Raw genomic sequence first — 22,976 nt, forward strand, 5'->3', positions numbered from 1 at the left:
AAATTGGTGCTGAAGAAGTGTGCGCCGATTATCCGGCATGCGCGGCGGGATGGAGGTCAGTTCAAAAAAATAAAGCCCTGTGAATACAGGGCTGGACAAGACTTGGGCTGGACATGAAGGCTGGCATCGGCCGCCACGGTGACTGTGGCCAGCCATATTTTAACATGGGCGACCCGACGCAACGGGAGACCCGGGCGATCGAGGCAGCCGGCCGGGTGTCACCAGTGTGTGCTCAGCACGGGCACGGCGGTGGCGTCGGCGGAAACGTGCCTTGCACATAGCCGAAGGACTCAACCGTCGCGATGGTCGTCGCCCTATGGAGCGGCACGCGCAGGTCGATGAAGGGCAGGAGCATCTGCGAGGTGACCGGGATGCATTCGTCGGCGTTTCCGGTTTGGCATACGCGGGCCTGGACAAACCGGATGCAGCTTGGCGCACGCGCATTCATCATGCAGAGCTGTTTGTTCGCAGCGGCGTCGGCCGGCCATGAACCCTGGGGTATTACGGTCAGGTCGAACCGCAGGTACTCGAGGCGAATATGATCGTCCGTGACCGGCGCGGCGAGTATGAGTTTGCCTGGATCGTTCCTGAAAATGGCAAATTGCCTGACCGCTGCAGTCCGGGTGGTGTTGGTCGGATAAACGCCGGTCGCCGCCGCAGCAGCGCGCCTCGTCACTTCCTGAAGGGTGTTATAGACGAACAGCAGACGGGCGAGTTCGATGATGCTGAACACGAAGGTGAAAAAAATCACGGCTAATAGCGCAAACTCCACCGCACTGGCACCAGCCTGGAAGGCGCGGGGATGCCGGGCACTGCGCCTGCGGAAGTTAGTTGCCGACATAGGGTAAGGTGTAGTTAGCAGTGAGGCGCAAGCCGTACCAGCCGAAATCGATCAAGCCGTCGGGGTCGGACATCGTGAACATTATCCTGACTTGCACATTCCTAGGCACTGTCCCGGCACCCAGCTCCCCGCAAACGACCCCGTCGCAATAGGCTGTAGGCCCCGTGATTGACGACCCGGGTGAGAGCTCGGCGATTTCTCTCTCCGCGATCTCAATAGCGAGCTCTCCCGCGCTTTCGGCAAGCTCCTGCGACATCATTTCCGACCGGGGAACAGTCGAGAGATAGCGTGCCGCGTCCTGGGCCGCTTTCTGGATTACCGTGTAATGCCAATGGATGCGAGCAAAGAAAATTGGAAATGTTATAAAGACTATGAGGATAGGCATCAAAATCGCCACCTCGACCGCTGCAACGCCTGACTCGCGCTTGGTTTGCCTGCGAGTCGGTATCGCAAAAGTATTTGTCTTCATGGAAAAATCTCGACTTGACCTTGTAGGGAATCGTGGGACACCAGGCCGGCGAATTCTCCGATCAAACTCTCGTCGTTCGCTCGAGCAGTCATGAAGAATTTCGCGATCCCGGCGACTGTCGCCTGCGCGTTGGAGCCTGCCGGCGCGCTCGGGCTACAGGTCAGGAGCGGAATGTGCAGCACCCGCCGGCCGGGTACTGCCCTGGGCCTGTTGGCAGTGCTTGGCGCTGTATAGTGGCCACTTGCGGGCGTGCTGTATTGGTACGGCGTCGCGGGTCTCGACGTCGTTGGATAAGTTGATGTCGTCGGACCTGACTTGTACAAGGTCGGCCAATCCGTTGCGGGAAACGTGGCGTAGCCGTTCACGGGCTCGGGCGAGTTCAGGGGCGTAGGCGCCCGTGCGGCCTTCGCATACGCCCAAAGCGGGCCATAATCCCCAGGGGAGCTTGGCGGTGTCGGCAAGTCGGCGACCGTCTCGAGTTTGTCCCGTACCGTCGTCGACGCGGCAGCGGGACTGCCAGTGGCGGGAGACATCCACCTTACCGAGTTTGCCTGGTTATACGCATAGGATTTGACGTTGATGTCGGGCGGAGCTCCGCTCACCCTGCAGGCCGTGCCGGCATAATCGTCAAAGCGGGTATTCAAGGCGGATTGCAATGAAGCCAGGGGGCGGGACGCCGGCAGCTCCGAAACGCGAATCGCGCCGCCTGTCACCCGTTGCACCCACATCGAACCCGTGCATACGAAAGGCTCCAGCGCGGCGATATCGAATGCACTGCTGGTCGTTCCTGGCAAGCTGACCGGATTGATCGCATACCTGAGCGGCTGCACGCCGTTGGGATTGAGCTTCATGAGGTCATAACTGACTCCGCGACGAAAACCATATTGAACGAGTTCGAGCACCGTGCCGCCTGTGGCGGTAGTTGCGGAACGGCTTGCCGCAGGGTCGGGCGACATCGCACAAATTCCGATCGGCGTCAGGGCGACGGAGGTTTTTCCGGCGATTACCGTGTCGTTCAGCTCGATTGTCGACAAGCTGTTGTCGAGGATCCTGATGAGCACCGTGTCGACAATGCGCATCGATATGTCCAGGCCTGCTGTGCTCACGCGTGCAAAATATGCAGTTGCCACCTCTGCGTTTCCCTCACCTAGTTCCGCTGCCGGGATCCAGGTCCCGTTGTGCGCTGATGTGCTACTGAAACTAAGTGCGTCTTCGCTCCAGGTGAATGTCGCGCCCTCGTCGAAATGGTGAAACCGGAGGCGTTCCGCGGCCTGCCTGGCTGCGGTCTTTGCCGCGGCAATTCCGGCGGGCGTGCCGTTCAGCTCGCGGGCCGCGGCCAGCGCCACCGCCTGCGCCATCCCATGCAAGTCGACTTTGCGGTTGTAGAGTTTCCCCATTTCTAGCGCCAGGCTGCAAAACCCGATTACCACGATCAGCAAGGGCACGAACATTACGGTGAACGCGCCTGATTGGCGACTGGGTCCCGTTTTCCTTTCTGTCGAAAAGTACCGCGCTGACGCGTCGCACTTTGCCTCTGCGTCGCGCGCCGCGTTGCGCTGCTGATGCATCTGGAGCAGCAATGCACAGCAAGCGCAGGTCCAGAGTATCCAGCTCGCAAGCAAAAGGAACATGACATCGACTTGACGATGGCCAGCTGCGACAACCGACAGGCATCCACCTGACATGACGATAGAGGACCAACCGGCAAAGCGCCGGCCAAGCGGCACGCGCGACAAGGGAACAAACAGGTAGGCTACTGCGACCGCTGCGAATAGGATGAGCCATGCGGACAAGACAACCATGCCGAAAATTGCGCCGGAACCGAACAAGAGAACGGCGCCCGGGAAAACATTCGAACGTGTTTCCTTGACTGGACCCGTCCCAGTCTCCGCAGCTTCAGGGGCGAACGCTGGACGGCGCAGGGCAGACAGGATGGTCAGGATCAGCCCAGGTATCGCTGCGACCACATAGCTCCGTAATCCTGCTTCAACTGCGAGAAGCCACGCGCTGATGAGTGCCCAACCCGTCATCGAAAAAACGAGAGGCGCGAACGAACAATATGGTCGAGACTGCGTATTTTCCGCATTCATACCTGTCCTCTAGCCTGCCGGGATGGCAGCGTGATGGGCGTTGCAATCCTTGCGATGCATTGCTTCAAAGAGTGTGAGCGCCGGAAAGTCTTGCTGCAACCAAAGTATTCGGGGCTATTGATGAATATCAGCGACGGCGTGAGCTCCAATGTTTATGTGATTTTTCCTGTGGCGTGAGACCGAAATCTCTGCCTACTGCTGGTTGATCCCGCACGCGGCTGCTGACCTTTGTACGCTTACAAAAAAAAAGCCCCTGTAATCAGGGGCTGCGTCGTCGTATCGCCGGTGTTGAGCCTGCCGTGCGACAGCGCACGGCGACAATACCGAGCTGGGGTCCGGCGGCCGTGCATTCAATTTCGAGCCGCGTCGCGCGTTCCGAGTAAACCGTGGCCCGCCTATGTGAGCAGCCCGTGCTGTCGCGCCTGCCTGAGCCAGCCCGGGTACTCGGTCATCAACAAGTCGTACAGTGCCGCATCCGGGTGCTCGTCCGGACTCGACACCGAGAAGAAATCCGCGTTGTCGATCAGGCGGCCACCAAGCTCATCCAACTTTTCGAGGAAGGGGAAATCGGAATCGGCAAAGTCGGACAAGCGCTTGTTCTTGGACTTCTTTCCCTTGCCGATCCCCATGAATTTCCAGAAGATGGGTTCCCGGCTCGACCAGCGCAACTGGCGCTCGGTCAGGGGCTTGTCGGACGTGGTGCCATCAGTCACGAACATCACATAGACCGGCAGGGCCGCGGCATGAAGCGAGCTGCGTTCGCCACCGCGGCCATCGGGAAAATAATGGCGCCGCACGGCTTCCATGGCCGTGCCGTAGCGCGTGTCACCCTCGAGCGGATGCCGTTTGATGGCTTGCGCGACATAGCCCGTCCAATTGGACAATCCCATCGGTGCGGGTTGATGGACGTTCTTGCCAAACAAGAAGACATCGATCTCGCCGTCATCATCGAAGCGGCAACCCAGCGCCAGGATGCGCTCGGCGAAGCGCTGTACCAGCCCTTTGCTGTAGAGACTGCCCATTGAGCCGGAGATATCGAGCACGAGGCAAACTTTGGCGCGGTGTTCCTGCAGCCCCACCTTGGCAAGCGAGACGCCTGCGGACTTCACCAGGCTGACGAGCTGCGGTGCCTTGGCTTCCACGCGCTTTTCAAGGCTGATGGCCGGCGCCGCCGCGGCCGGCGCGGCATCTGCTGCGACGTCCGCGCCAAAATACTGCACCAGTGCCGGAAGTCCGCCATTGAACCCCTGCCCGACCGCCATGAAGCGCCAGCCCCCGTCCTTGCGATAGAACTCCCCCAGCATGACTGCCTGCTCGCTTGCAAAGTCCTGGCCGGAAAACTCGAAACGGGCGAATTCGCCCTCGGGACCATCCAGCCCCAGGGAACTGGAGGCGAGCTGCGACATCAGGCCGCCGCCATCGATACTGGCGGTGATCACGACCCGCTGTATCCATGAAGGCAGCTGGTCCAAGCGGAACCTGAATCCGTCGTGACCGCTGCCTTGCTCCTTCACTGCCACGCCGCCGCAAGGCGTCGCCGGCTGGTTGAAGAAGGTCATGTAACGGTCGTCGGCCAGCTTGCCGGCGGCATCGACCGCAAAGGAAGCGAAGTCGAGTGCAAGGCCACGCGCCAACAGGCTGGCGCCGAGGACGCCGCCCGGCGCGTAGTCGGCAAGGGGAAGACGTTCGCCTCTCGAAAGTTGTCGCATCTGTTTCTCCAGTTGACTGAATCGGAGACATTGCCAGCGCGCTTATACACGCTTGCAGCCATCGCGTGGATCTGCGTGGCAGCAAACCCATCCATGAGCATAAACGAATTTCAATCGGCTTCGCTTGAGCAAATTGCTGCGGTGCTATTCATCCTGGTTCAGCTGCGAGAGGATAAACGGCAGAGGTCAATCGCGCCATGCAGGCATCTTGCTGCGTTTCCCGAGCGTGATCCGACGACAGCCCCCGTTCAGCCCTGGACCGGCATGCTATGCTTTTCTTCTGTTTAGCGATGAAGCGAGCGATGATGGCAAACATGCGTTTGGCGATAATCGGACTGTCGATCGTCCTGTCCGCGGCCGCCCAGGACCGGACGGAACCAAACCCCAAAGACACCGAAGTGTGGACGCCGGAACCCGGGGTGGTCACTCCCGGCGCTGCAGCCGGCGCCCCATCCGACGCGATCGTGTTGTTCGGTGGAACCGATCTGGGCGAATGGGTCTCGGCCGCCTCGCCCGGCAAGCCCGCCGACTGGATCGTGGGCGCCGGCATGTTCACCGTTCGCGGCGGCAGCGGCGATATCCAGACCAGGCGCCTGTTCACGGACTACCAGATCCACCTCGAGTGGCGCGTGCCTGCGACGCTTGCCGGAAGCGGCCAGGCCAGGGGCAACAGCGGCCTGTTCCTCGCTTCGACCGGCAAGGGCAGCGGCTATGAACTGCAGATTCTTGACTGCGCCGGCAACAAGACCTATGCCAATGGGCAGGCAGCCAGCATCTACAAGCAGCACATCCCTCTCGTGAACGCCTGTGCGCCGGCAGGCGAATGGCAACGCTACGATGTCATCTGGACCGCGCCGCGCTTTACCGCCGATGGCGCGCTGATATCTCCCGCCAATTTCACGGCGCTGCACAACGGCGTCGTCGTGCAGAACCATGTCGCCCTGCAGGGCGAGTCCGTGTATGCGGGCAAGCCTACCTACCGCATGCACGGTCCCGCGCCGATCAAGCTGCAGGACCATGGCGATGCAGTCAGCTTCCGCAATATTTGGGTGCGGCCACTCTGAAGCAATGCCTTGCTGCCGCCGTTCGGGAGACGGGCCGGAGAAAGAGGAAGCGCTGCCGGGACCGCGTGCCCGGACAGCCGCATTACTCCGTGGCCTGGTCGATTTGCCAGGGAGCGGCGTCGTGGTCGACGCCCGACGTGCCGGTTTCATGACTGACATTGCTGTCCCAGCGGCCCGATACGACGCATGCCTTCCGGAGGTGCTGGGCTAGCGCGATCATGGTGGCCAGGGCCTGTCCGGAACTGGCTTTCCCGGGGACCAGCGTCCACGTCTCGCCGACATGGGGAGGACACGACAGGTGCAATCCCAGCACCTCGCCCGCACGCCGCGTACAAGCGGCAAGCTGGCCGACCTCGGCAGGCGACGAGCAGGTGACCAGGATTGCGCCTGGCTTGACGGTTTCATCAAGCCGGCGGAACAATTTGCCCTTGGTGCCGATTTCCGCAGACACGGCTTCGATCACCAGGTCGCAGTCCTTGAGGTGATGGAAGTGGATAGTGCCCGCCAACAGCGCCATGCGCCGCTCGCCACTGGCTGCGGCAAGCCTGCCCTGCAGGACTGCATCCTGGTAACTGGAGCGCGCCTTCGCGATTCCCTGTGCGAGCGATGCCCGTTCGAGTTCAAAGATCGTGACCGGGATGTCGGCATCGAGCAAACTCATGGCGATCCCGATACCGGCCCTGTTGGCACCCACGATGCCGACCCGCCTGACAGCGTGCGGCGTCATGGACAGTCCGTGCACTGGTGCCCGGTTCACCGCAACAGGCGCGCGGCTGTCATGCACCTCGTGATTCGCTTTGCTCATCCGTTTTCCTCCAGATAGTGATGTCGTCGCCGGACCCGCGACGACGGGCCCGGGATGCGCCATTCGTCAGAACTGGTTCATGGTGTTGTGTTGTCCGGACGCCTTCAACGCCGCTTCGCCGCTGAAATATTCCTTGTGGTCGTCGCCCAGGTCCGAACCCGACATGTTCTGGTGCTTGACGCAGGCGATGCCCTGGCGGATCTCCTTGCGCTGCACCCCGGCCACATAGCCCAGCATGCCCTGCTCGCCGAAATACTCCTTGGCCAGGTTGTCGGTCGACAGCGCGGCGGTGTGGTAGGTCGGCAGTGTGATCAGGTGATGGAAGATGCCCGCTTCGCGCGCCGCGTCGGCCTGGAAGGTGCGGATCCGCTCGTCGGCATCGCGTGCCAGTTCCGTGTCGTCGTACTCGGCGCTCATCAGCTGCGAACGCTCATAGGCCGACATGTCGGCGCCCCCTGCCTGCATGCTGTCGAAGACCTGCTGGCGGAAGTTCAGGGTCCAGTTGAACGAGGGGCTGTTGTTGTACACCAGCTTGGCGTTCGGGATGACCTTGCGGATCTCCTTCACCATGCCGCCGATCTGGGCGATATGCGGCTTCTCGGTCTCGATCCACAGCAGGTCGGCGCCGTTCTGCAGCGAGGTGATGCAGTCGAGCACGCAGCGCGCTTCGCCGGTGCCTTCGCGGAACTGGAACAAATTGCTGGGCAGGCGCTTGGGACGCAGCAGCTTGCCGTCGCGCTTGATGACCACGTCGCCGTTGGCCATCGCATCGAGCCCAATCTCGTCGGCGTCCAGGAAGCTGTTGTACTGGTCACCCAGGTCGCCCGGCTCGCGGGTATAGGCAATCTGCTTGGTCAGGCCGGCGCCCAGTGAATCGGTGCGTGCCACGATGAGCCCGTCGTCCACGCCCAGCTCAAGGAAGGCGTAGCGCACCGCCCGGATCTTGGCCAGGAAGTCTTCGTGCGGCACCGTGACCTTGCCGTCCTGGTGGCCGCACTGCTTCTCGTCCGACACCTGGTTCTCGATCTGGATGCAGCAGGCGCCAGCTTCGATCATCTGCTTGGCCATCAGGTAGGTGGCCTCGGCATTGCCGAAACCGGCATCGATGTCGGCGATGATCGGCACCACGTGGGTGACGAAATTGTCGATCTTGTCCTGGATCGCCGCGCGCGCCGGACCTTCTGCGGCATCCAGTTGACGGAACAGGCCGCCAAGCTCGCGCGCATCCGCCTGGCGCAGGAAGGTGTACAGCTCGCGGATCAAGCTGGCCACGGCGGTCTTCTCGTGCATCGACTGGTCCGGCAGCGGGCCGAATTCCGAGCGCAGGGCGGCGATCATCCAGCCCGACAGGTAGAGGTAGCGGCGGTCGGTACTGTTGAAATGTTTTTTAATCGAGATCATTTTTTGCTGGCCAATGAAGCCGTGCCAGCATCCGAGCGACTGCGTGTACTTGGACGGATCGGCATCGTAATTGGCCATGTCGCGGCGCATGATGCCGGCGGTGTAGCGGGCGATATCGAGACCGGTCTGGAACCGGTTCTGGGCGCGCATGCGGGCGGCGGATTCGGGATTGATGGCATCCCAGCCCTGGCCTTGCTGCTGTTTGAGGGAGTTGATGGACTGGATATCGTTCTGGTACTGGGACATGGTGACACTCCAAGGTAGGTGAATCGAAACCTGCTGCGTTCGCCGCGGTTGGGTGCGGCGAATTGACATCGCTTGAGAACATCATACGTCCAGAACAGCTCAAACTCTTCTGTCTTATATAAGACCACAGAAAAAAATTTAGTGTGAATAATCAGACACTTATCGAAGCTATTGCACGATGTGAAACAACATGCTGCGCAGTGGGATCAACAGATGCTGCACTGCGGCAGCCGCATTTCATGATGTGAAATCCCTTGCGTGTGGGTGAAATTTTCACCGCAGGTTCATGAGCGAGACTAAATCCGGATGACAATAGAAAAAGCCGCTGATCATCCCTCGGATGATCAACGGCTTTTGAATTTTCGGAGACTGATCAGCTGATCAGGAAATCCCTGTCATTCCCACTCGATGGTCGCCGGCGGCTTCCCCGAAATGTCATACACGACCCGGTTCAGTCCGCGCACTTCATTGATGATGCGATTCGACACCTTGCCCAGCAGCGAGTGCGGCAAATGCGCCCACTGCGCCGTCATGAAGTCCAGCGTCTGCACCGCGCGCAGCGCCACCACGTATTCGTAGGTGCGCCCATCGCCCATCACACCCACCGACTTCACCGGCAGGAACACGGCAAACGCCTGGCTGGTCGCTTCATACCAGTTGGTCGGCGCCTTGCCCGGATCGATGCCGGCGACCGCTGGCAGCTCGAACGGCGTATTGCGCAGCTCTTCGATGAAGATGGCGTCGGCTTCGCGCAGCAGGTCGGCATACTCTTTCTTGACTTCGCCGAGGATGCGCACGCCCAGGCCCGGGCCCGGGAACGGGTGGCGGTAGACCATGTCGTGCGGCAGGCCGAGGGCCACACCGAGTTTACGCACTTCGTCCTTGAAAAGTTCGCGCAACGGCTCGAGCAGTTTCAGGTTCAGGGTTTCCGGCAAGCCGCCCACGTTGTGGTGGCTCTTGATGGTCTGGCCTTTCTTACCTTTACCAGCCGACTCGATCACGTCCGGGTAGATCGTCCCCTGCGCCAGCCAGCGTGCATTCGACAACTTGCCCGCTTCGACCTGGAACACTTCGACGAATTCGCGGCCAATGATCTTGCGCTTTTGCTCGGGGTCGGTGACGCCGGCCAGATGGCCCATGAACTGGTCTTCGGCGTCGATGCGGATGACTTTCACGCCGAGGTTCTTCGAGAACATGTCCATCACCATCTTGCCCTCGTCCTTGCGCAGCAGGCCGTGGTCCACAAAAACGCAGGTCAGCTGGTCGCCGATGGCGCGGTGGATCAGGGCTGCGGCGACGCTCGAATCGACGCCGCCGGACAGGCCGAGGATCACTTCGTCGGTCCCGACCTGCTCGCGGATTTTCTGGACAGCTTCGCCGATATAGTCGGGCATGTTCCAGTCCGACTTGCAGCCGCAGATCTCGTGTACGAAGCGGCCGATGATGGCTTCGCCTTGCGTGGTATGGGTCACTTCCGGGTGGAACTGCAGCGCGTAGAAGCGGCGCTCTTCGTCGGCCATGGCGGCGATCGGGCAGCTGTCGGTCGAACCCATCAGCTTGAAGCCTTCCGGCATGTCCAGCACCTTGTCGCCGTGGCTCATCCAGACGCGCAGCATGCCGTGGCCTTCGCTGGTGACAAAATCGTTGATGCCGTTCAGTAGTGCCGTATGGCCGCGGGCGCGCACTTCGGCGTAGCCGAATTCGCGCAGCTTGCCGTTTTCCACTTTACCGCCGAGCTGGGCGGCCATGGTCTGCATGCCGTAGCAGATGCCCAGCACCGGCACGCCGGCTTCGAACACGGCTTGCGGCGCACGCGGCGAATCGCCTTCGAGCGTGGAATTGTGGCTGCCCGACAGGATGATGCCGGAGGCGCCGTAGTTGCGGACGAACTCGTCGCTGACATCGTAGGGGAACACTTCGGAGAACACGCCGGCATCGCGCACGCGGCGGGCGATCAGCTGGGTAACCTGGGAACCGAAATCGAGGATGAGGATTTTTGAATGCATGTGGGAGGCGACGATATTGAATGAATCGGGGTCCGTAGGGTGGGCGGGTTTCCCGCCCACGCGGTGATCGGTAGCGGCAAGATCATCCGGCACGATGCCGGAGCCTTGCGCTATCACCGCGCGGTCGGCGAAGCCGACCACCCTACGAAAACGCGGCCATTCGGGGCCGCGTTTCATGTTTTTACTCGGAACGGTAGTTCGGAGCTTCCTTGGTGATCTGCACATCGTGCACGTGCGATTCGCGCATGCCGGCCGAGGTGATCTCGACGAACTCGGCTTTTTCGCGCAGCTCTTCGATGGTGGCGCAGCCGCAATAGCCCATCGACTGGCGCACGCCGCCGACCAGCTGGAAGATGATCGCCAGCACGCTGCCCTTGTAGGCGACGCGGCCTTCGATGCCTTCCGGGACGAACTTGTCGGCCTTGCTGGAGGCTTCCTGGAAGTAGCGGTCGGCCGAGCCTTCGGCCATCGCGCCCAGGCTGCCCATGCCGCGGTAGCCCTTGTAGCTGCGGCCCTGGTACAGGATCACTTCGCCCGGCGCTTCTTCGGTGCCGGCGAACATGCTGCCCATCATGACGGTATGCGCGCCTGCCGCGAGTGCCTTGGAAATGTCGCCCGAATAGCGGATGCCGCCGTCGGCGATGCAGGGCACGCCAGTGCCCTCCAACTCCTTGGCCACGTTCGAGATCGCAGTGATCTGCGGCACGCCGACGCCGGCCACGATACGGGTGGTGCAGATCGAGCCCGGCCCGATGCCGACCTTGACCGCATCCGCGCCGTGTTCGACCAGCGCCCGCGCGGCCGCTGCGGTAGCGATGTTGCCGCCGATGACGTCGACATGCGGGAAACGCTCCTTGATCCATTTCACGCGGTCGAGGATGCCTTGCGAATGGCCGTGCGCCGTGTCGACCACCAGCACGTCCACGCCGGCCGCGACCAGCAGCTCGATGCGCTCTTCGTCGCGCTCGCCCACGCCCACGGCGGCGCCGACCAGCAGCTTGCCCTGCGCATCTTTCGATGCGAACGGGTGCTCGTGCGATTTCTGGATATCCTTGACGGTGATGAGGCCGCGCAGCTCGAACTCGTCGTTGACGACCAGCACGCGCTCGAGGCGGTGCTTGTTCATCAGGCGCTTGGCTTCGACGGTGTCGGCATCGTCCTTCACGTACACGAGCTTCTCGCGCGGGGTCATCTTGGCGCGGGCTTCGGCGTCGAGATCTTCTTCGAAACGCAGGTCGCGGTTGGTGATGATGCCGACTACCTGCTTGCCTTCGACTACGGGGAAGCCGCTGATGCCGTGCTGTTGCGACAGCGCCAGCACTTCACGGATCTTCATGGTTGGGGGGACGGTGATCGGGTCGCGCAGGACGCCGGCTTCGAAACGCTTGACGCGCGCTACTTCACGGGCCTGGTCGCTCGGCCTCAGGTTCTTGTGGATGATGCCGATGCCGCCCTCCTGTGCCATCGCGATCGCCAGGCGCGCTTCGGTCACAGTGTCCATCGCAGCAGACAGCAGCGGAATATTTAACGAAATATTCCGGGTCAGTTTGGTGCGAAGGGAAGTTGCGGCCGGGAGAACATTGGAGTAGGCCGGAACGAGCAGCACATCATCGAACGTGAGTGCTTTTTGGAGTAGACGCATAGCATTTTCCTATAGGCGCAAAAGCGAATTATACAGAAACTGGCCATGGCTGTCGCAGGCATGCCTAAAATTGGCGGGCGGACGCGGTTCCTGATTGACAGTACCGCCGAAGCATGGCGAAATCCATGTGTTACTCAAGGAAAACTTTTATGCCTCGCCTGTCCCGCCTGCTCTTCGCTTCCGCCCTGCTCTTGGGTACTGGTTTCGCCCATGCCCAATATTCCTGGATCGGCGACAACGGCGTGCGCCATTTCTCGGACCGTCCGCCGCCGGCGGGCACGCCCTCGAACAAGATCCTGAAAGCGCCGCGCCACGCTTTGGCCGCGCCGGCGCTGCCAATGCCGGCGGCAAAGACACCCGAGCCGCAGCCGGTGGTCACCGTAGCCGCCCCCACCAATATGCCGATCCCGGACGAAGCCAACGCCCGGCTCACGCCCAAGCTGGCCGCGCGCGAAGCGGCCTACCGCGAACGTGAAAAGCTGCGCGCGGAGAACGAAAAGAAGGAAGCGTCAGAGGGGCTGCGCAAGCGCGAACTGACCGAACGCTGCGCCTCGGCACGCCAGGTCAAGGCCCAGTCCGAGTCCGGCATGCGGGTGGCCAAGGTGGCAGCCAATGGCGAGTCCGTATACCTGACGGACGAAGAAAAGGCCGCAGATGCGGCCCGTGCGAACAAGCTATTGGCGGAGTGCCGTTAAATGTCCTGGCCTGCGGGCGCGGCAGTGTCCTCGCCGCCCGCTTTCTTTGCCGCACGGCGGCGCCGTGAATCCTTCGGGTCGGCCACCAGCGGCCGGTAGATCTCGATCCGGTCGCGTTCGCGCAATACCGTGTCGAGCGTCTGCTTCTTCGCATAAATGCCCACCGGCTGGGTGGTCAGGTTAATGTCCGGACAGGCTTCCAGCACGCCGCTCATCTCGATGGCCTGGCCGATCGTGGTGCCGGGAGCGACTTTCAAGGGACGCAGGAATTCGTCGCGCGCCGCGGCGTAGCAGACATAAACCTGCAACATCTCATCCATAGACGGTCTCGGCGCGCTTGCAGAAGGAATCGACCATATTGTTGGCGATCATGCCGAACACTGGGCCGATGATCTGCTCCAGGATGATGCTCGAAAACTCGTAATGCATGTCGAATTCGATCTTGCAGGCGTCGGCGCGCAAGGCCTTGAAGTTCCACGTTCCTTCCAGCATCTTGAACGGGCCGTCGACCAGGTGCATCTTCATCTGGGTCGGCCGGTTGTTGTGGTTCGAAGTGGTAAAGCTCTGCTTCACACCGTGAAAATTAATTTGCAGGTTGGCCACCAGCTTGTCCTCGGTCCGCTCGATGAGCTTCACGCCGCCGCACCACGGGAGGAATTTCGGATAATCTTCGACCTTGGCGACCAGGTCGAACATCTGCTCTGCGCTATAGCCAAGAAAAACTGATTTGTGCACTACTGCCATTGGTCAACCGTTTGTTATGATGTTGGACAAGTTGTATTTTGGGCATGCAGTGATCACAGGGTGTTCACTCCAGCGCCACAGCAGTAGTTTAACCGAGACGCGGATTTTCGTTATTTCATGAGCATCGTTGACAATAAAAAAGCATTTTTCGACTACTTCATCGAGGACCGGTACGAAGCCGGCATCGTCCTGGAGGGGTGGGAAATCAAGGCCATCCGCGAAGGAAAGGTCCAGATCAAGGAAGCCTATGTGATCGTGCGCGGCGACGAGCTGTTCCTGTTCGGCGCCCACATCAGTGCGCTGACCAGCGCGTCGAGCTTCAGCCACCCCGAGGCGCTGCGCACCCGCAAGCTGCTGCTGCACCGTAACGAGCTGGACAAGCTGGTCGGCAAGGTCGAACGTTCCGGCTATACGCTGGTGCCGCTGAACCTGCACTTCAAGGGCGGCCGCGTGAAATGCGAGATCGGCCTGGCCAAGGGCAAGAAGCAGCACGACAAGCGGTCCACCGAGAAAGACCGCGACGCCAAGCGCGAAGTCGCCGCAGCGATGAAGCAGAACAAGCGCTGATCACATCCCGGTTCAGGCCGCGCGTTGCTGCTGCCCGTTCGGGTCCGGCAGCGCGAAGACCTGCGCGCCAGAGCCCGCGACCGCCTCCAGGTCGTGGGTCGAGAAGAAGAACAGCCGCCGCTCCCGGTCGCGCTTGAAGAAATCCAGCAAGTAAGCTTTAGCCTGCGCGTCGATCCCGTTGGTCGGCTCGTCCATCAGCACCACCGGTGCATCGCTGGCCAGGCCGCTCGCCAGCATGAACTTCTTGCGGGTGCCGAGCGACATCGCCTCGAAACGTTTGCCGGCATGCGGCTGCAAGCCGAATCCCTCCAGCAGATCCTTCAAGGCGGGCGCGCCGGCCTGGCCGCGCAAGGCCAGCACCATGCGCAGGAATTCGTGGCCGGTCATGAAGTCGTAGGCCACCGATTCGTCGGGCACCCAGGCCAGTTGGCGGCGGGCCCGTTGCGGCTCCTTTGCCAGGTCATGGCCATTGACGACGATGCGGCCGGCCTGCGCCACATGACGAAGAAGGCGTCCGCCGCCGACACGCCCTGCTCCGCCACGCGCTCCACCGCTTACACGACCGGCCTGGCGAAGCGACGGCTGAGGCGCCACATCAGGAAACTCAGCACACAGCCGATCGCGGCACCACAGGCCAGCGCAAACGCACTGCCGAACAGCAGCGGCGCCACCAGTCCCGAGACCAGTGCGAAGGACATCATCTGGATGAAGCCGACCATCGATGCCGCCAGCCCGCGGTTGTTCGGGAACAGTCCCATGGCAGACAGCTGGATGCCTGGCATGGCGACGGCCAGGCCGAAGGTGAACACCGCCAGCGGCAGCACCGCCCACGGGATCGTTGCCGGGAACAGCGCGTTGTAGCCGACATTCAGGATGGACGCCACGGCCATGACGGAATAGCCGACCCACAGCAGGCGTCCCGGCGGCGCCTTGGCGGCGCGCTTGCCGCCCCAGGCCGAGCCGACCACCATGCCGCCGATCAGGGGGATGAACATCCAGGCGAAAGCGGTTTCCGGCAGGCCCAGGATCTCCATGACGAAGTTCGCGGCCGACCCGATATACAGCGACAGGCCACCAAACACCAGCCCGAGCGACAGCGACAGCATGACGAACTGCGGGTGTCGCAGCACCATCAGGTAGTTGGCGGCGATGGTGCCCGGGTGGAAGGGCTGGCGCTTCTCGCGCGGCAGGCTTTCCGGCAGCAGGCGCCATACCATCAGCATCATCGCGGCGCCGAAGATCGCCAGGAAGATGAAGGTCGAGCGCCAACCGAAGCTCACGTGCAGCCATCCGCCGAGCACCGGCGCGATGGCAGGCGCCAGGCCGAAGACCATCATGATGTGCGACATCATCTTCTGCGCCTGGGCGCCCGAGAAGCGGTCCTGCACGATGGCCTGGCCGATGACGGAACCGGCGCCGGCCGACAGGCCCTGCAGCGCGCGGAAGAACAGCAGCCAGCCGAAAGTCGGGGCATAGGCCGCACCGATCGAAGACAGCGTGTACAGGCTCAAGGCGCCAAACACCACCGGGCGGCGGCCGAAGGAATCGGACAGCGTCCCGTAGAACAGCATCATGAAGGCGAAGGTAAACAGGAAGACACTCAGCGTCTGCTGCACTGCCACCGGCCCGACACCAAACTCGACCCCGATGGCTGGCATCGAGGGCAAATAGGTATCGATCGCGAGCGCCCCGATCATGCCGAGGCAGGCGAGCATGGTGGTCAGAAGTCGATGCATGGAAGTGCCCTATTAAGAAAACCGGCACTGCGACATGCAATCATCCGGGGGAGCGGATTGTACTCAATTTTGGGAAAACAAATCTGACGGCCCCTTCGAATTCCCGGGGCCGTGGACGCGCGTTCCAGCTTTCAGCGCAGCGACATGCCGAAGCGCGCCGGGCGCGGCAGCCAGTTACCCTGGTAGTCGGCCGACACCAGGATGCGCTCGGCGCGCCCGATCAAGAGGTGGCGCGGCACGAAGCCGATATAGCGCGAGTCGGCGCTGTTGTCGCGGTTGTCCCCCAACATGACGAAGGCGTCCGCCGGCACGGTCACCGGCCCGAAGTCGCGCGCCACGGCGCGCTGCGGCAGGACCTGGATGCGGTGGCGGCGGCCATCCACGATTTCATCCATGCGCAGCGCGTCCATTGGCCCGGCCGGCGACGGCTCCTGCACCATTTCTTGCAGCGAATACTGCGATTCGACGCCATTGATCACCAGGCGCTCGTTGCGCATCTCGATGCGGTCGCCCGGCAGCGCCATCACGCGCTTGATCAGGCGGGTGCCGTCGTGCGGCGAGGTGAAGGTGACGACGTCGCCGCGCAGCGGTTCTCCGGTGCGGGCGACCACGACATCGGTGAGGGGGACTTTCACGTTGTAGGCCAGCCGGTTCACGAACACCACGTCGCCTTCCAGCAGGTTGGGCCGCATGGAGCTGGACGGAATCGGGTTCCAGTCGGCGACCGCGGTGCGGAACACGCCGAACAGCAGCAGGAACAGCAGGAAACCCTTGTTGGCGCGGATGAAGCCCTTCATGAACGACCCTCCTTGTTGTAATGGGATCGTTATACGCCGGCTTCCTTTAGCGATGCTTAAACATTAAGGCTTTACCGCCTGGCGGGTGCGCGGCGCAGGCTGTACCAGACGCCGACGGCGACCGGCGCGCCGAGTGCCACGGCGGAGACCAGGTCCCATACGCCATCGCCCAGCAGCGCAGAAACCAGGCCGATGGTGGTGAGGACGGCCAGCAGTACCGGCACGCCCCAGATCTGGCTCGGGGTCCGGATCATGAGGCCTCCGTCGAGCGCGCCAGTGCGGGAGCGTCGTGCGCAGCGGCGCGCGCTTCCTTGACAGTCTTCTTGGCGGCGCGGCCACGCTTGAACCACAGGTACAAGCCACTGCCCAGCACGATCATGGTCCCGATATCGAGCAGCGCCCACAACAGCTTCATGGGCTGGCCGCCGTAGTCGCCGAAGTGCAGCGGCTGCGACAGCAGAAGCGCGGTCAGGTACCAGGGCAGTTCGCGGCGGTCGGTGATCTCGCCGGTAGCGGCATCGATCAGCACCGGCTTGTACAGGCGCGAGCTGAAGGCCTCGTCGCCGCGCATGAAGATGCCGTAGTGGTGCGAGCTGCTGAAAGGCGTGCCGGGGAAGGCCACGAAGCCGACTTTCATGCCGGGTTCCGCCGCTTCCGCGCGCAGGATGGCGTCGTGGATCGAGGCCGTCTGCTTGACCGGCGGCTGCCCTTCGTAAGGCTTGAGCATCTCGGCGACTTCGGTCGCCTGCCAGTATTTGAGCAGCAGGTCGGCCCAGGTATTGACCATGCCGGTGGCGCCGACCACGAACACCCATACCAGGGTCACGATGCCGAGCAGGTTGTGCAGGTCGAGCCATTTGATGACTTTGCTGCGCTCCTGGCGCACGCTGCCAAAATCCAGCTTGCGCATGAAGGGCGCGTACAGCACCACCCCGCTGACGACGGCGACGATCAGCAGCAGCCCCATGAAGCCCAGGAACAGCTTGCCGTACAGGCCCGCGAACAGGTCCACGTGCAGGCGGAACATGGTGGACATGAAGACGCCGCCCTCGAAGGCCGGTTCGGTGATCACCTGGGTGGTGCGGGCATCGACCGCGATCGGCTTGTAGTGCTCGTCGTTCGGATGGTCGCCCAGGGTGACGTTCCAGATCGCCGGCTCGTCCGCCTCCTGCGACATGTACATCGGTATTTTGGCGGGGTACAGCGCCTGGGCCGAGGCCAGCACGGCGTCGATATTGCCGCGCGGCGGATTGGCCGCCATCGCTGCCGGCAAGGCTGGCGCCTCGACGTCGGTGCCGAGCAGGTGGCCGATCTCGTGGTGGTAGATCAGCGGCAGGCCGGTCAGGCACAGCAGCAGCATGAAGACGGTACAAACGAGGCTGCTCCACTTGTGGATCCAGCTCCAGCGGCGCAGCTTGGTGGGGGACATGGGTGACGGGATAAGGTTGACCTCCAAATAATAATCGTTCTCATTTACAGAAGCAAGTCAAAACGGCTAGAATGATAATTATTCTCATTAAGAAAAAGAGCTTTACTGATGAAACTGCTTCGCCTTACCCCTACCGCCCTCGCCGCGTCCCTCCTCGCCACTGGCGCCTGGGCGCAAGAAGCCGCTCCCGTCGCGCCGGTCGCCACCGTCGTCATCAGCGCTTCGGCCGACGCATCAGCCCAGGGCCTGCCATCAAGCTATGCCGGCGGCCAGGTCGCGCGCGGCGGTCGCCTCGGCCTGCTGGGCAACGTGGACATCATGGACACGCCCTTCAATTCGATGAACTACACCCAAGCCCTGATCCAGGACCAGCAGGCGCGCAGCGTGGCCGACGTGGTGCAGAACGACCCGTCGGTGCGCGTCGCGCGCGGTTTCGGCAACTACCAGGAGCTGTACGTGATCCGCGGCTTCGCCGTGAACTCGGACGACCTGGCCTATAACGGCTTGTACGGCATGCTGCCGCGCCAGTTCGTGGCCTCGGAACTGCTCGAGCGCGTGGAAGTGCTGCGCGGCGCGAACAGTTTCGTGAACGGCGCGGCGCCGGGCGGCGGCGGTATCGGCGGCGCCATCAACCTTCTGCCCAAGCGCGCACCGAATGCGCCGCTGACCCAGGTGACCGCGGGCGTCGAAACGGGCGGCCAGGGCTATGTGGCGACGGACATCGCGCGCCGTTTCGGCGACGAAGGCCGCCTCGGCGTGCGCGTGAATGCGGTGCGCCGCGACGGCGACACTGCGGTCGACCGCGAAAGCCGTGAACTGAGCCTGTATTCGGTGGGCGTGGATTACCGCGGCCGTGGCTACCGCCTGTCGGCCGACGTCGGCCACCAGGACCACCAGCTGCGCGGCGCGCGTCCGAGCGTGACTTTGGGCTTCGGCGTGCCGATGGTGGCCGCACCCGATAGCGACAGCAACTTCGCGCAGCCGTGGACCTTCTCCGGCGAGCGCGATACCTTCGGCACCCTGCGCGGCGAGCTCGACCTGCCGGGCGGCGCGACCGCCTGGGCGGCGCTGGGCATGCGCTCCGGGGATGAAATGAACATCATCTCGTCGCCGACCGTCACTGCAGCCAACGGCAATGCCACCATGACCCGCTTCGACAATACCCGCGAAGACAAGGTCCGCACCGGAGAGATCGGCGTACGCCACGCCCTGCAGACCGGCGCGGTGAGCCACAAGCTGAGTGCGTCGGTGGCGGGCTTCCATTCGGAGTCGAAGAATGCCTACGCCATAAGCGATTTCTCGGGCTTTGCCTCGAACATCTACCGTCCCGTGGACGTGGCGGCGCCGTCGAACGCCTTCTTCACCGGCGGCGTGCTGAGCAACCCGCTGCTGACGCAAAAAAGCATCCTGTCGAGCGTCGCGGTGGCGGATACGCTGGGCTTCATGAACGAACGCCTCTTGGTGACGGTCGGCGCGCGCCACCAGAAGATCAAGGACTACGGCTACGACTACGGCAGCGGCGCGCCGAATGCGCGCTACGAGGAAAGCGAAGTCACGCCGGTGGCGGGCATCGTGTTCAAGCCAGCCAAGGGTGTATCGGTGTATGCCAACTACAGCGAAGCGCTGCAGCGCGGCGCGGTGGCCTCGGGAACGGACATCGTCAACGTGGGCGAAGTGTTCGCGCCTTACGTCTCGCGCCAGAAGGAAGTCGGCGTCAAGGTCGACAGCGGCAAGCTGGGAATGACCGCAGCGGTGTTCACCACCTCTCAGCCGAGCGCCTTCATCCAGGACCGCCGCTTCGGTGTGTTCGGCGAACAGCGCAACCGCGGGCTGGAACTGAGCGTGTTCGGCACCCCGGCGCGCGGCCTGCGCCTGCTGGGCGGCCTCACCGTGCTCGATGCCGAGCAACGCAAGAACGCCGGCGGCGTGAACGAAGGCAAGGATGCGATCGGCGTGCCTGGCACCCAGGTCAACCTCGGCGCCGAATGGGACGTGCCGGGCGTGCAGGGCCTGTCGCTGAATGCGCGCGGCCTGTACACCTCGAGCCAGTATGCGGATGCGGCCAACAGCCAGAAGCTGCCGTCGTGGTCGCGCCTGGATATTGGGGCGAACTACATGACGCGCTTCATGGACCGTAACCTGACGCTGCGTGCGCGCATCGATAATGTCACGGACAAGAACTACTGGGCGTCGGCTGGTGGGTATCCGGGGTTTGGCTACCTGGTGCTGGGGGCGCCGCGCAGTGTGGTGGTGTCGGCGACGGTGGATTTCTAAGCTTGTCTGGCGCCGCGCGGTGAGAATCGCGCTGCACTGCGAAAGTCAAATTGGGGCAATCAATGCCAGTGGCATCGATTGCTCCTTCGCCGGGACGACGGTCTTGAGGTAGCTGGCCGGGGCTTGTTTCCGGCTACGCACCAGAGCACGTCATCCCGGCGCAGGCCGGGATCCAAGTTTTCCGCCCCGCCGAAAATTAACAACTTATTACTTCGGCCGCACGTCCTGCTTCAGCGCCGCCAGCGCAATCTTCTCGACCAAGCCCGGCGCAATCAACTTGAGGAAGCGGCCAATCTTCCCCTTGGCCGTCATCACCACTTCCCGCTTGCGCGCATTCATGCCCCCGATGATGAGACGCGCGCACTCTTCGACGCTCATCGCGCCCTCTTCCTTCAGCGAACTCGTGCCCATCGGCTCGCCCTGGGCGTTGAAGCCGCGATAGCGGATCTGCGTTGCGACCACGCCCGGGTAGGCTGTCGTGACGCTCACCCCTGCGCCCTTCATTTCCGCGCGCAAGGCTTCGAAGAAGCCGGTCATCGCGAACTTGGTGGCGCTGTACGCGGTGCGCCCCGGCACGCCGACCAGCCCCGCGAGCGAGGATACCGCGACGATGCTCCCGCGCGTGGCCTTGATATGCGGGAGCGCAGCCTGGGTGCACCAGACGCTGCCCCATAAATTCACGCGCATCAGCTCCTCGTACCAGTCGAGGTCCTCGACTTCCTCGAACAGCGCGTGCGCGGAGCGGCCGGCGTTGTTGACCAGCACGTCGATGCGGCCGAAGCGCTCGACGGCGCTGATGACGAGGCGGCGGCACTGGATGCGCACCGAGACGTCGGTCGGCACCGCCAGCGCCTGCGCGCCGAATGCGGAGCACTCGGCTGCCACGGCATCCAGCTGGGCTGCGTTGCGGGCCGCCAGCACCAGCGCGACGCCGGCGCCCTCTTTCGACGCCAGCTGGCGCGCCATCTCGGCGCCGATACCGTCGGAAGCGCCGGTGATGATCACAACCCTCATCATTTCTGCGACTTCACGATCTGCAGCGCGCTGGCGATGACGCTGCTCATGTCGCCCATATTCGCCGGGACGATCAGCGAATTATTGGTCTTGGCCAGGTTGCCGAATGCGTCGACATAATGCTCGGCCACGCGGAGGTTGACCGCATCCATCCCGCCCGGTTCGCGGATGGCGGCGCCTACCTGGCGCAGCGCGGTGGCGCTGGCCTCGGCCAGGGCGACGATGGCGCTGGCTTCGCCCTGGGCGCGGTTGATCGATGCCTGGCGTTCGCCTTCCGAGCGGGCGATCGACGCTTCGCGCTCGCCGCTGGCGATATTAATCTGCTCCTGGCGCCGGCCTTCCGAAGCCGCGATCAGGGCGCGCTTCTCGCGCTCGGCCGTGATCTGGCGCTGCATCGCATGCAGGATCTCGGCCGGCGGGGTCAGGTCCTTGATCTCGTAGCGCAGCACCTTGACGCCCCAGTTGGCGGCCGACTCGTCGATCGCGTTGACGATGGTGGTGTTGATGTGGTCACGCTCTTCGAAGGTCTTGTCGAGCTCCATCTTGCCAATCACCGAACGCAGCGTGGTCTGCGCCAGCTGGGTGATGGCCTGGATGTAGTTCGAAGAGCCATAGGACGCGCGCATCGCGTCGGTCACCTGGAAGTAGAGGATGCCGTCCACCTGGAGCTGGGTATTGTCGCGCGTGATGCAGACCTGCGGCGGCACGTCGAGCGGGATCTCCTTGAGGCTGTGCTTGTAGGCGACGCGGTCGATGAAGGGCACCACGATGTTCAGACCCGGCCCGAGCACGGCATGGAATTTACCGAGGCGCTCGACCACCAGCGCGTGCTGCTGCGGCACGACATTGATCGTCTTGAAGATAAAGACCAGTGCGATGACAAAGAACACCAGGGCGACGACGCCGGACGAAAGTTCCATGAGCAAACCTTATAGATGAATAGTGATTTAGATGCCGGGCTTATGAATGCGCCGGTTGTTACGCGTTCGACACGATCAGGCGGCTGCCCAGCACTTCGACGATACGGAAGTCGCCCGCTTCCGGCTGCGCCCCCGGGCCGAGTTCGATGTCCCACAGCGCGCCGCGGTACATCGCACGCGCGCGGCCGTCCTGCCAGTTTGAAACCACGACGCGCTGGCCGATGTCGATATTGACGTTGCGGTCGCGCGAAGCCTCGCTGCGCGCCGGGCGGCCGAAGCGGCTGCGGTGCAGGATTGCGGTGGCGGCCAGGCCGACCACGGCGGCGACGAAGGTCTGGGTCGACCCGCTCGCGCCCGACAAGGCAGCGAGCGCGCCGGCGCCCAGGCCGATGGCGATCATCAGCAGGTAAAAGGTGCCGGTGAACAGCTCGGCGACCACGAGGATGCCTGCGGCTACCAGCCAACTCATCCAGTCAGTCATGGTGTCGTCTCCATTTCAGGTTTCAAAAAGTAAAAAACCCCCGCGG

22 protein-coding genes are annotated in these 22,976 nt (G+C 62.9%); 4 read left to right on the forward strand and 18 right to left on the reverse strand.

Annotated features, from left to right (window positions below):
* Positions 1-232 precede the first annotated feature (232 nt).
* From HGB41_RS01715 to HGB41_RS01730, 4 genes are all read right to left on the reverse strand, one after another.
* Positions 233-841 (reverse strand): TadE/TadG family type IV pilus assembly protein, encoded by a 609-nt coding sequence (locus tag HGB41_RS01715; RefSeq protein WP_171080462.1) that lies wholly within the window; start codon positions 839-841, stop codon positions 233-235.
* On the reverse strand, positions 828-1,310 hold the full coding sequence (locus HGB41_RS01720; protein WP_171080464.1) for a TadE/TadG family type IV pilus assembly protein: 483 nt from the start codon (positions 1,308-1,310) through the stop codon (positions 828-830). The genes HGB41_RS01715 and HGB41_RS01720 overlap by 14 nt, the downstream gene beginning before the upstream one ends.
* On the reverse strand, positions 1,307-3,400 hold the full coding sequence (locus HGB41_RS01725; protein ID WP_171080466.1) for a hypothetical protein: 2,094 nt from the start codon (positions 3,398-3,400) through the stop codon (positions 1,307-1,309). The genes HGB41_RS01720 and HGB41_RS01725 overlap by 4 nt, the downstream gene beginning before the upstream one ends.
* Positions 3,401-3,795: 395 nt before the next feature.
* Complete coding sequence (locus tag HGB41_RS01730; protein WP_171080468.1) at positions 3,796-5,109, reverse strand: VWA domain-containing protein; 1,314 nt, start codon at positions 5,107-5,109, stop codon at positions 3,796-3,798.
* A gap of 314 nt (positions 5,110-5,423) precedes the next feature.
* Here HGB41_RS01730 and HGB41_RS01735 point away from each other — a divergent pair, with 314 nt between their 5' ends.
* A complete protein-coding gene (locus tag HGB41_RS01735) occupies positions 5,424-6,173 on the forward strand; it encodes a 3-keto-disaccharide hydrolase (protein ID WP_212760791.1) in 750 nt (249 codons plus the stop codon).
* Positions 6,174-6,255: 82 nt separating this feature from the next.
* On the opposite strand, the gene HGB41_RS01740 is transcribed toward HGB41_RS01735, so the two are convergent.
* The 4 genes from HGB41_RS01740 to guaB all read right to left on the reverse strand — a co-directional run bounded on the left by HGB41_RS01740 (position 6,256) and on the right by guaB (position 12,273).
* Positions 6,256-6,978, reverse strand: coding sequence for a 3-hydroxyacyl-CoA dehydrogenase family protein (locus HGB41_RS01740; RefSeq protein WP_171080472.1), 723 nt, complete (start codon positions 6,976-6,978; stop codon positions 6,256-6,258).
* Positions 6,979-7,044: 66 nt separating this feature from the next.
* Complete coding sequence (locus HGB41_RS01745) at positions 7,045-8,625, reverse strand: isocitrate lyase (protein WP_171080474.1); 1,581 nt, start codon at positions 8,623-8,625, stop codon at positions 7,045-7,047.
* A 395-nt stretch (positions 8,626-9,020) separates the two neighbouring features.
* A complete protein-coding gene (gene guaA / locus HGB41_RS01750) occupies positions 9,021-10,631 on the reverse strand; it encodes a glutamine-hydrolyzing GMP synthase (RefSeq protein WP_171081881.1) in 1,611 nt (536 codons plus the stop codon).
* Positions 10,632-10,812: 181 nt separating this feature from the next.
* Positions 10,813-12,273: an IMP dehydrogenase gene (gene guaB, locus HGB41_RS01755; RefSeq protein WP_171080476.1), complete on the reverse strand. Its 1,461-nt coding sequence runs from the start codon at positions 12,271-12,273 to the stop codon at positions 10,813-10,815.
* Positions 12,274-12,422: 149 nt separating this feature from the next.
* Between guaB and HGB41_RS01760 the strand changes: the two genes are divergently transcribed.
* Complete coding sequence (locus HGB41_RS01760) at positions 12,423-12,968, forward strand: DUF4124 domain-containing protein (protein WP_171080479.1); 546 nt, start codon at positions 12,423-12,425, stop codon at positions 12,966-12,968.
* Here HGB41_RS01760 and HGB41_RS01765 read toward each other — a convergent pair.
* Both HGB41_RS01765 and HGB41_RS01770 read right to left on the reverse strand, forming a co-directional pair.
* Complete coding sequence (locus HGB41_RS01765) at positions 12,965-13,288, reverse strand: RnfH family protein (protein ID WP_171080481.1); 324 nt, start codon at positions 13,286-13,288, stop codon at positions 12,965-12,967. The genes HGB41_RS01760 and HGB41_RS01765 overlap by 4 nt on opposite strands.
* Positions 13,281-13,712, reverse strand: coding sequence for a type II toxin-antitoxin system RatA family toxin (locus HGB41_RS01770; protein WP_171080483.1), 432 nt, complete (start codon positions 13,710-13,712; stop codon positions 13,281-13,283). Before HGB41_RS01770 ends, HGB41_RS01765 begins: the two co-directional genes overlap by 8 nt.
* Positions 13,713-13,829: 117 nt before the next feature.
* Here HGB41_RS01770 and smpB point away from each other — a divergent pair, with 117 nt between their 5' ends.
* Positions 13,830-14,279 carry an SsrA-binding protein SmpB gene (gene smpB / locus HGB41_RS01775; RefSeq protein WP_171080485.1) on the forward strand — a complete coding sequence of 150 codons (450 nt, stop codon included), beginning with the start codon at positions 13,830-13,832 and terminating at the stop codon, positions 14,277-14,279.
* A gap of 12 nt (positions 14,280-14,291) precedes the next feature.
* Here the strand turns inward: smpB and HGB41_RS01780 are convergent, their stop codons facing one another.
* The 5 genes from HGB41_RS01780 to HGB41_RS01800 all read right to left on the reverse strand — a co-directional run bounded on the left by HGB41_RS01780 (position 14,292) and on the right by HGB41_RS01800 (position 18,241).
* Positions 14,292-14,777: an ATP-binding cassette domain-containing protein gene (locus tag HGB41_RS01780; protein ID WP_171080487.1), complete on the reverse strand. Its 486-nt coding sequence runs from the start codon at positions 14,775-14,777 to the stop codon at positions 14,292-14,294.
* Between the two features lie 56 nt (positions 14,778-14,833).
* Positions 14,834-16,015, reverse strand: coding sequence for a multidrug effflux MFS transporter (locus HGB41_RS01785; protein ID WP_171080489.1), 1,182 nt, complete (start codon positions 16,013-16,015; stop codon positions 14,834-14,836).
* A gap of 131 nt (positions 16,016-16,146) precedes the next feature.
* Positions 16,147-16,812: a signal peptidase I gene (gene lepB, locus HGB41_RS01790; RefSeq protein WP_171080491.1), complete on the reverse strand. Its 666-nt coding sequence runs from the start codon at positions 16,810-16,812 to the stop codon at positions 16,147-16,149.
* Positions 16,813-16,883: 71 nt separating this feature from the next.
* A complete protein-coding gene (locus tag HGB41_RS01795) occupies positions 16,884-17,066 on the reverse strand; it encodes a hypothetical protein (protein ID WP_171080493.1) in 183 nt (60 codons plus the stop codon).
* Positions 17,063-18,241, reverse strand: a complete 1,179-nt coding sequence (locus HGB41_RS01800; protein ID WP_171080495.1) for a PepSY-associated TM helix domain-containing protein — start codon at positions 18,239-18,241, stop codon at positions 17,063-17,065. Before HGB41_RS01800 ends, HGB41_RS01795 begins: the two co-directional genes overlap by 4 nt.
* A gap of 108 nt (positions 18,242-18,349) precedes the next feature.
* Between HGB41_RS01800 and HGB41_RS01805 the strand changes: the two genes are divergently transcribed.
* Positions 18,350-20,515 (forward strand): TonB-dependent receptor, encoded by a 2,166-nt coding sequence (locus tag HGB41_RS01805; protein WP_171080497.1) that lies wholly within the window; start codon positions 18,350-18,352, stop codon positions 20,513-20,515.
* 207 nt (positions 20,516-20,722) lie between these two features.
* Here HGB41_RS01805 and HGB41_RS01810 read toward each other — a convergent pair whose 3' ends face one another.
* Genes HGB41_RS01810 through HGB41_RS01820 form a run of 3 tightly spaced genes read right to left on the reverse strand, consistent with a single transcriptional unit; the run spans position 20,723 to position 22,930 of the window.
* On the reverse strand, positions 20,723-21,529 hold the full coding sequence (locus tag HGB41_RS01810) for an SDR family oxidoreductase (protein ID WP_171081883.1): 807 nt from the start codon (positions 21,527-21,529) through the stop codon (positions 20,723-20,725).
* Entirely contained in the window at positions 21,529-22,449 is a 921-nt protein-coding gene (locus tag HGB41_RS01815) for an SPFH domain-containing protein (RefSeq protein WP_171080499.1), read from the reverse strand. The genes HGB41_RS01810 and HGB41_RS01815 overlap by 1 nt, the downstream gene beginning before the upstream one ends.
* A 58-nt stretch (positions 22,450-22,507) precedes the next feature.
* Positions 22,508-22,930, reverse strand: coding sequence for an NfeD family protein (locus HGB41_RS01820; RefSeq protein WP_171080502.1), 423 nt, complete (start codon positions 22,928-22,930; stop codon positions 22,508-22,510).
* Positions 22,931-22,976: the final 46 nt, after the last annotated feature.

The organism is Telluria aromaticivorans, assembly GCF_013003915.1.
GTDB classification, from domain to species: domain Bacteria; phylum Pseudomonadota; class Gammaproteobacteria; order Burkholderiales; family Burkholderiaceae_D; genus Telluria; species Telluria aromaticivorans.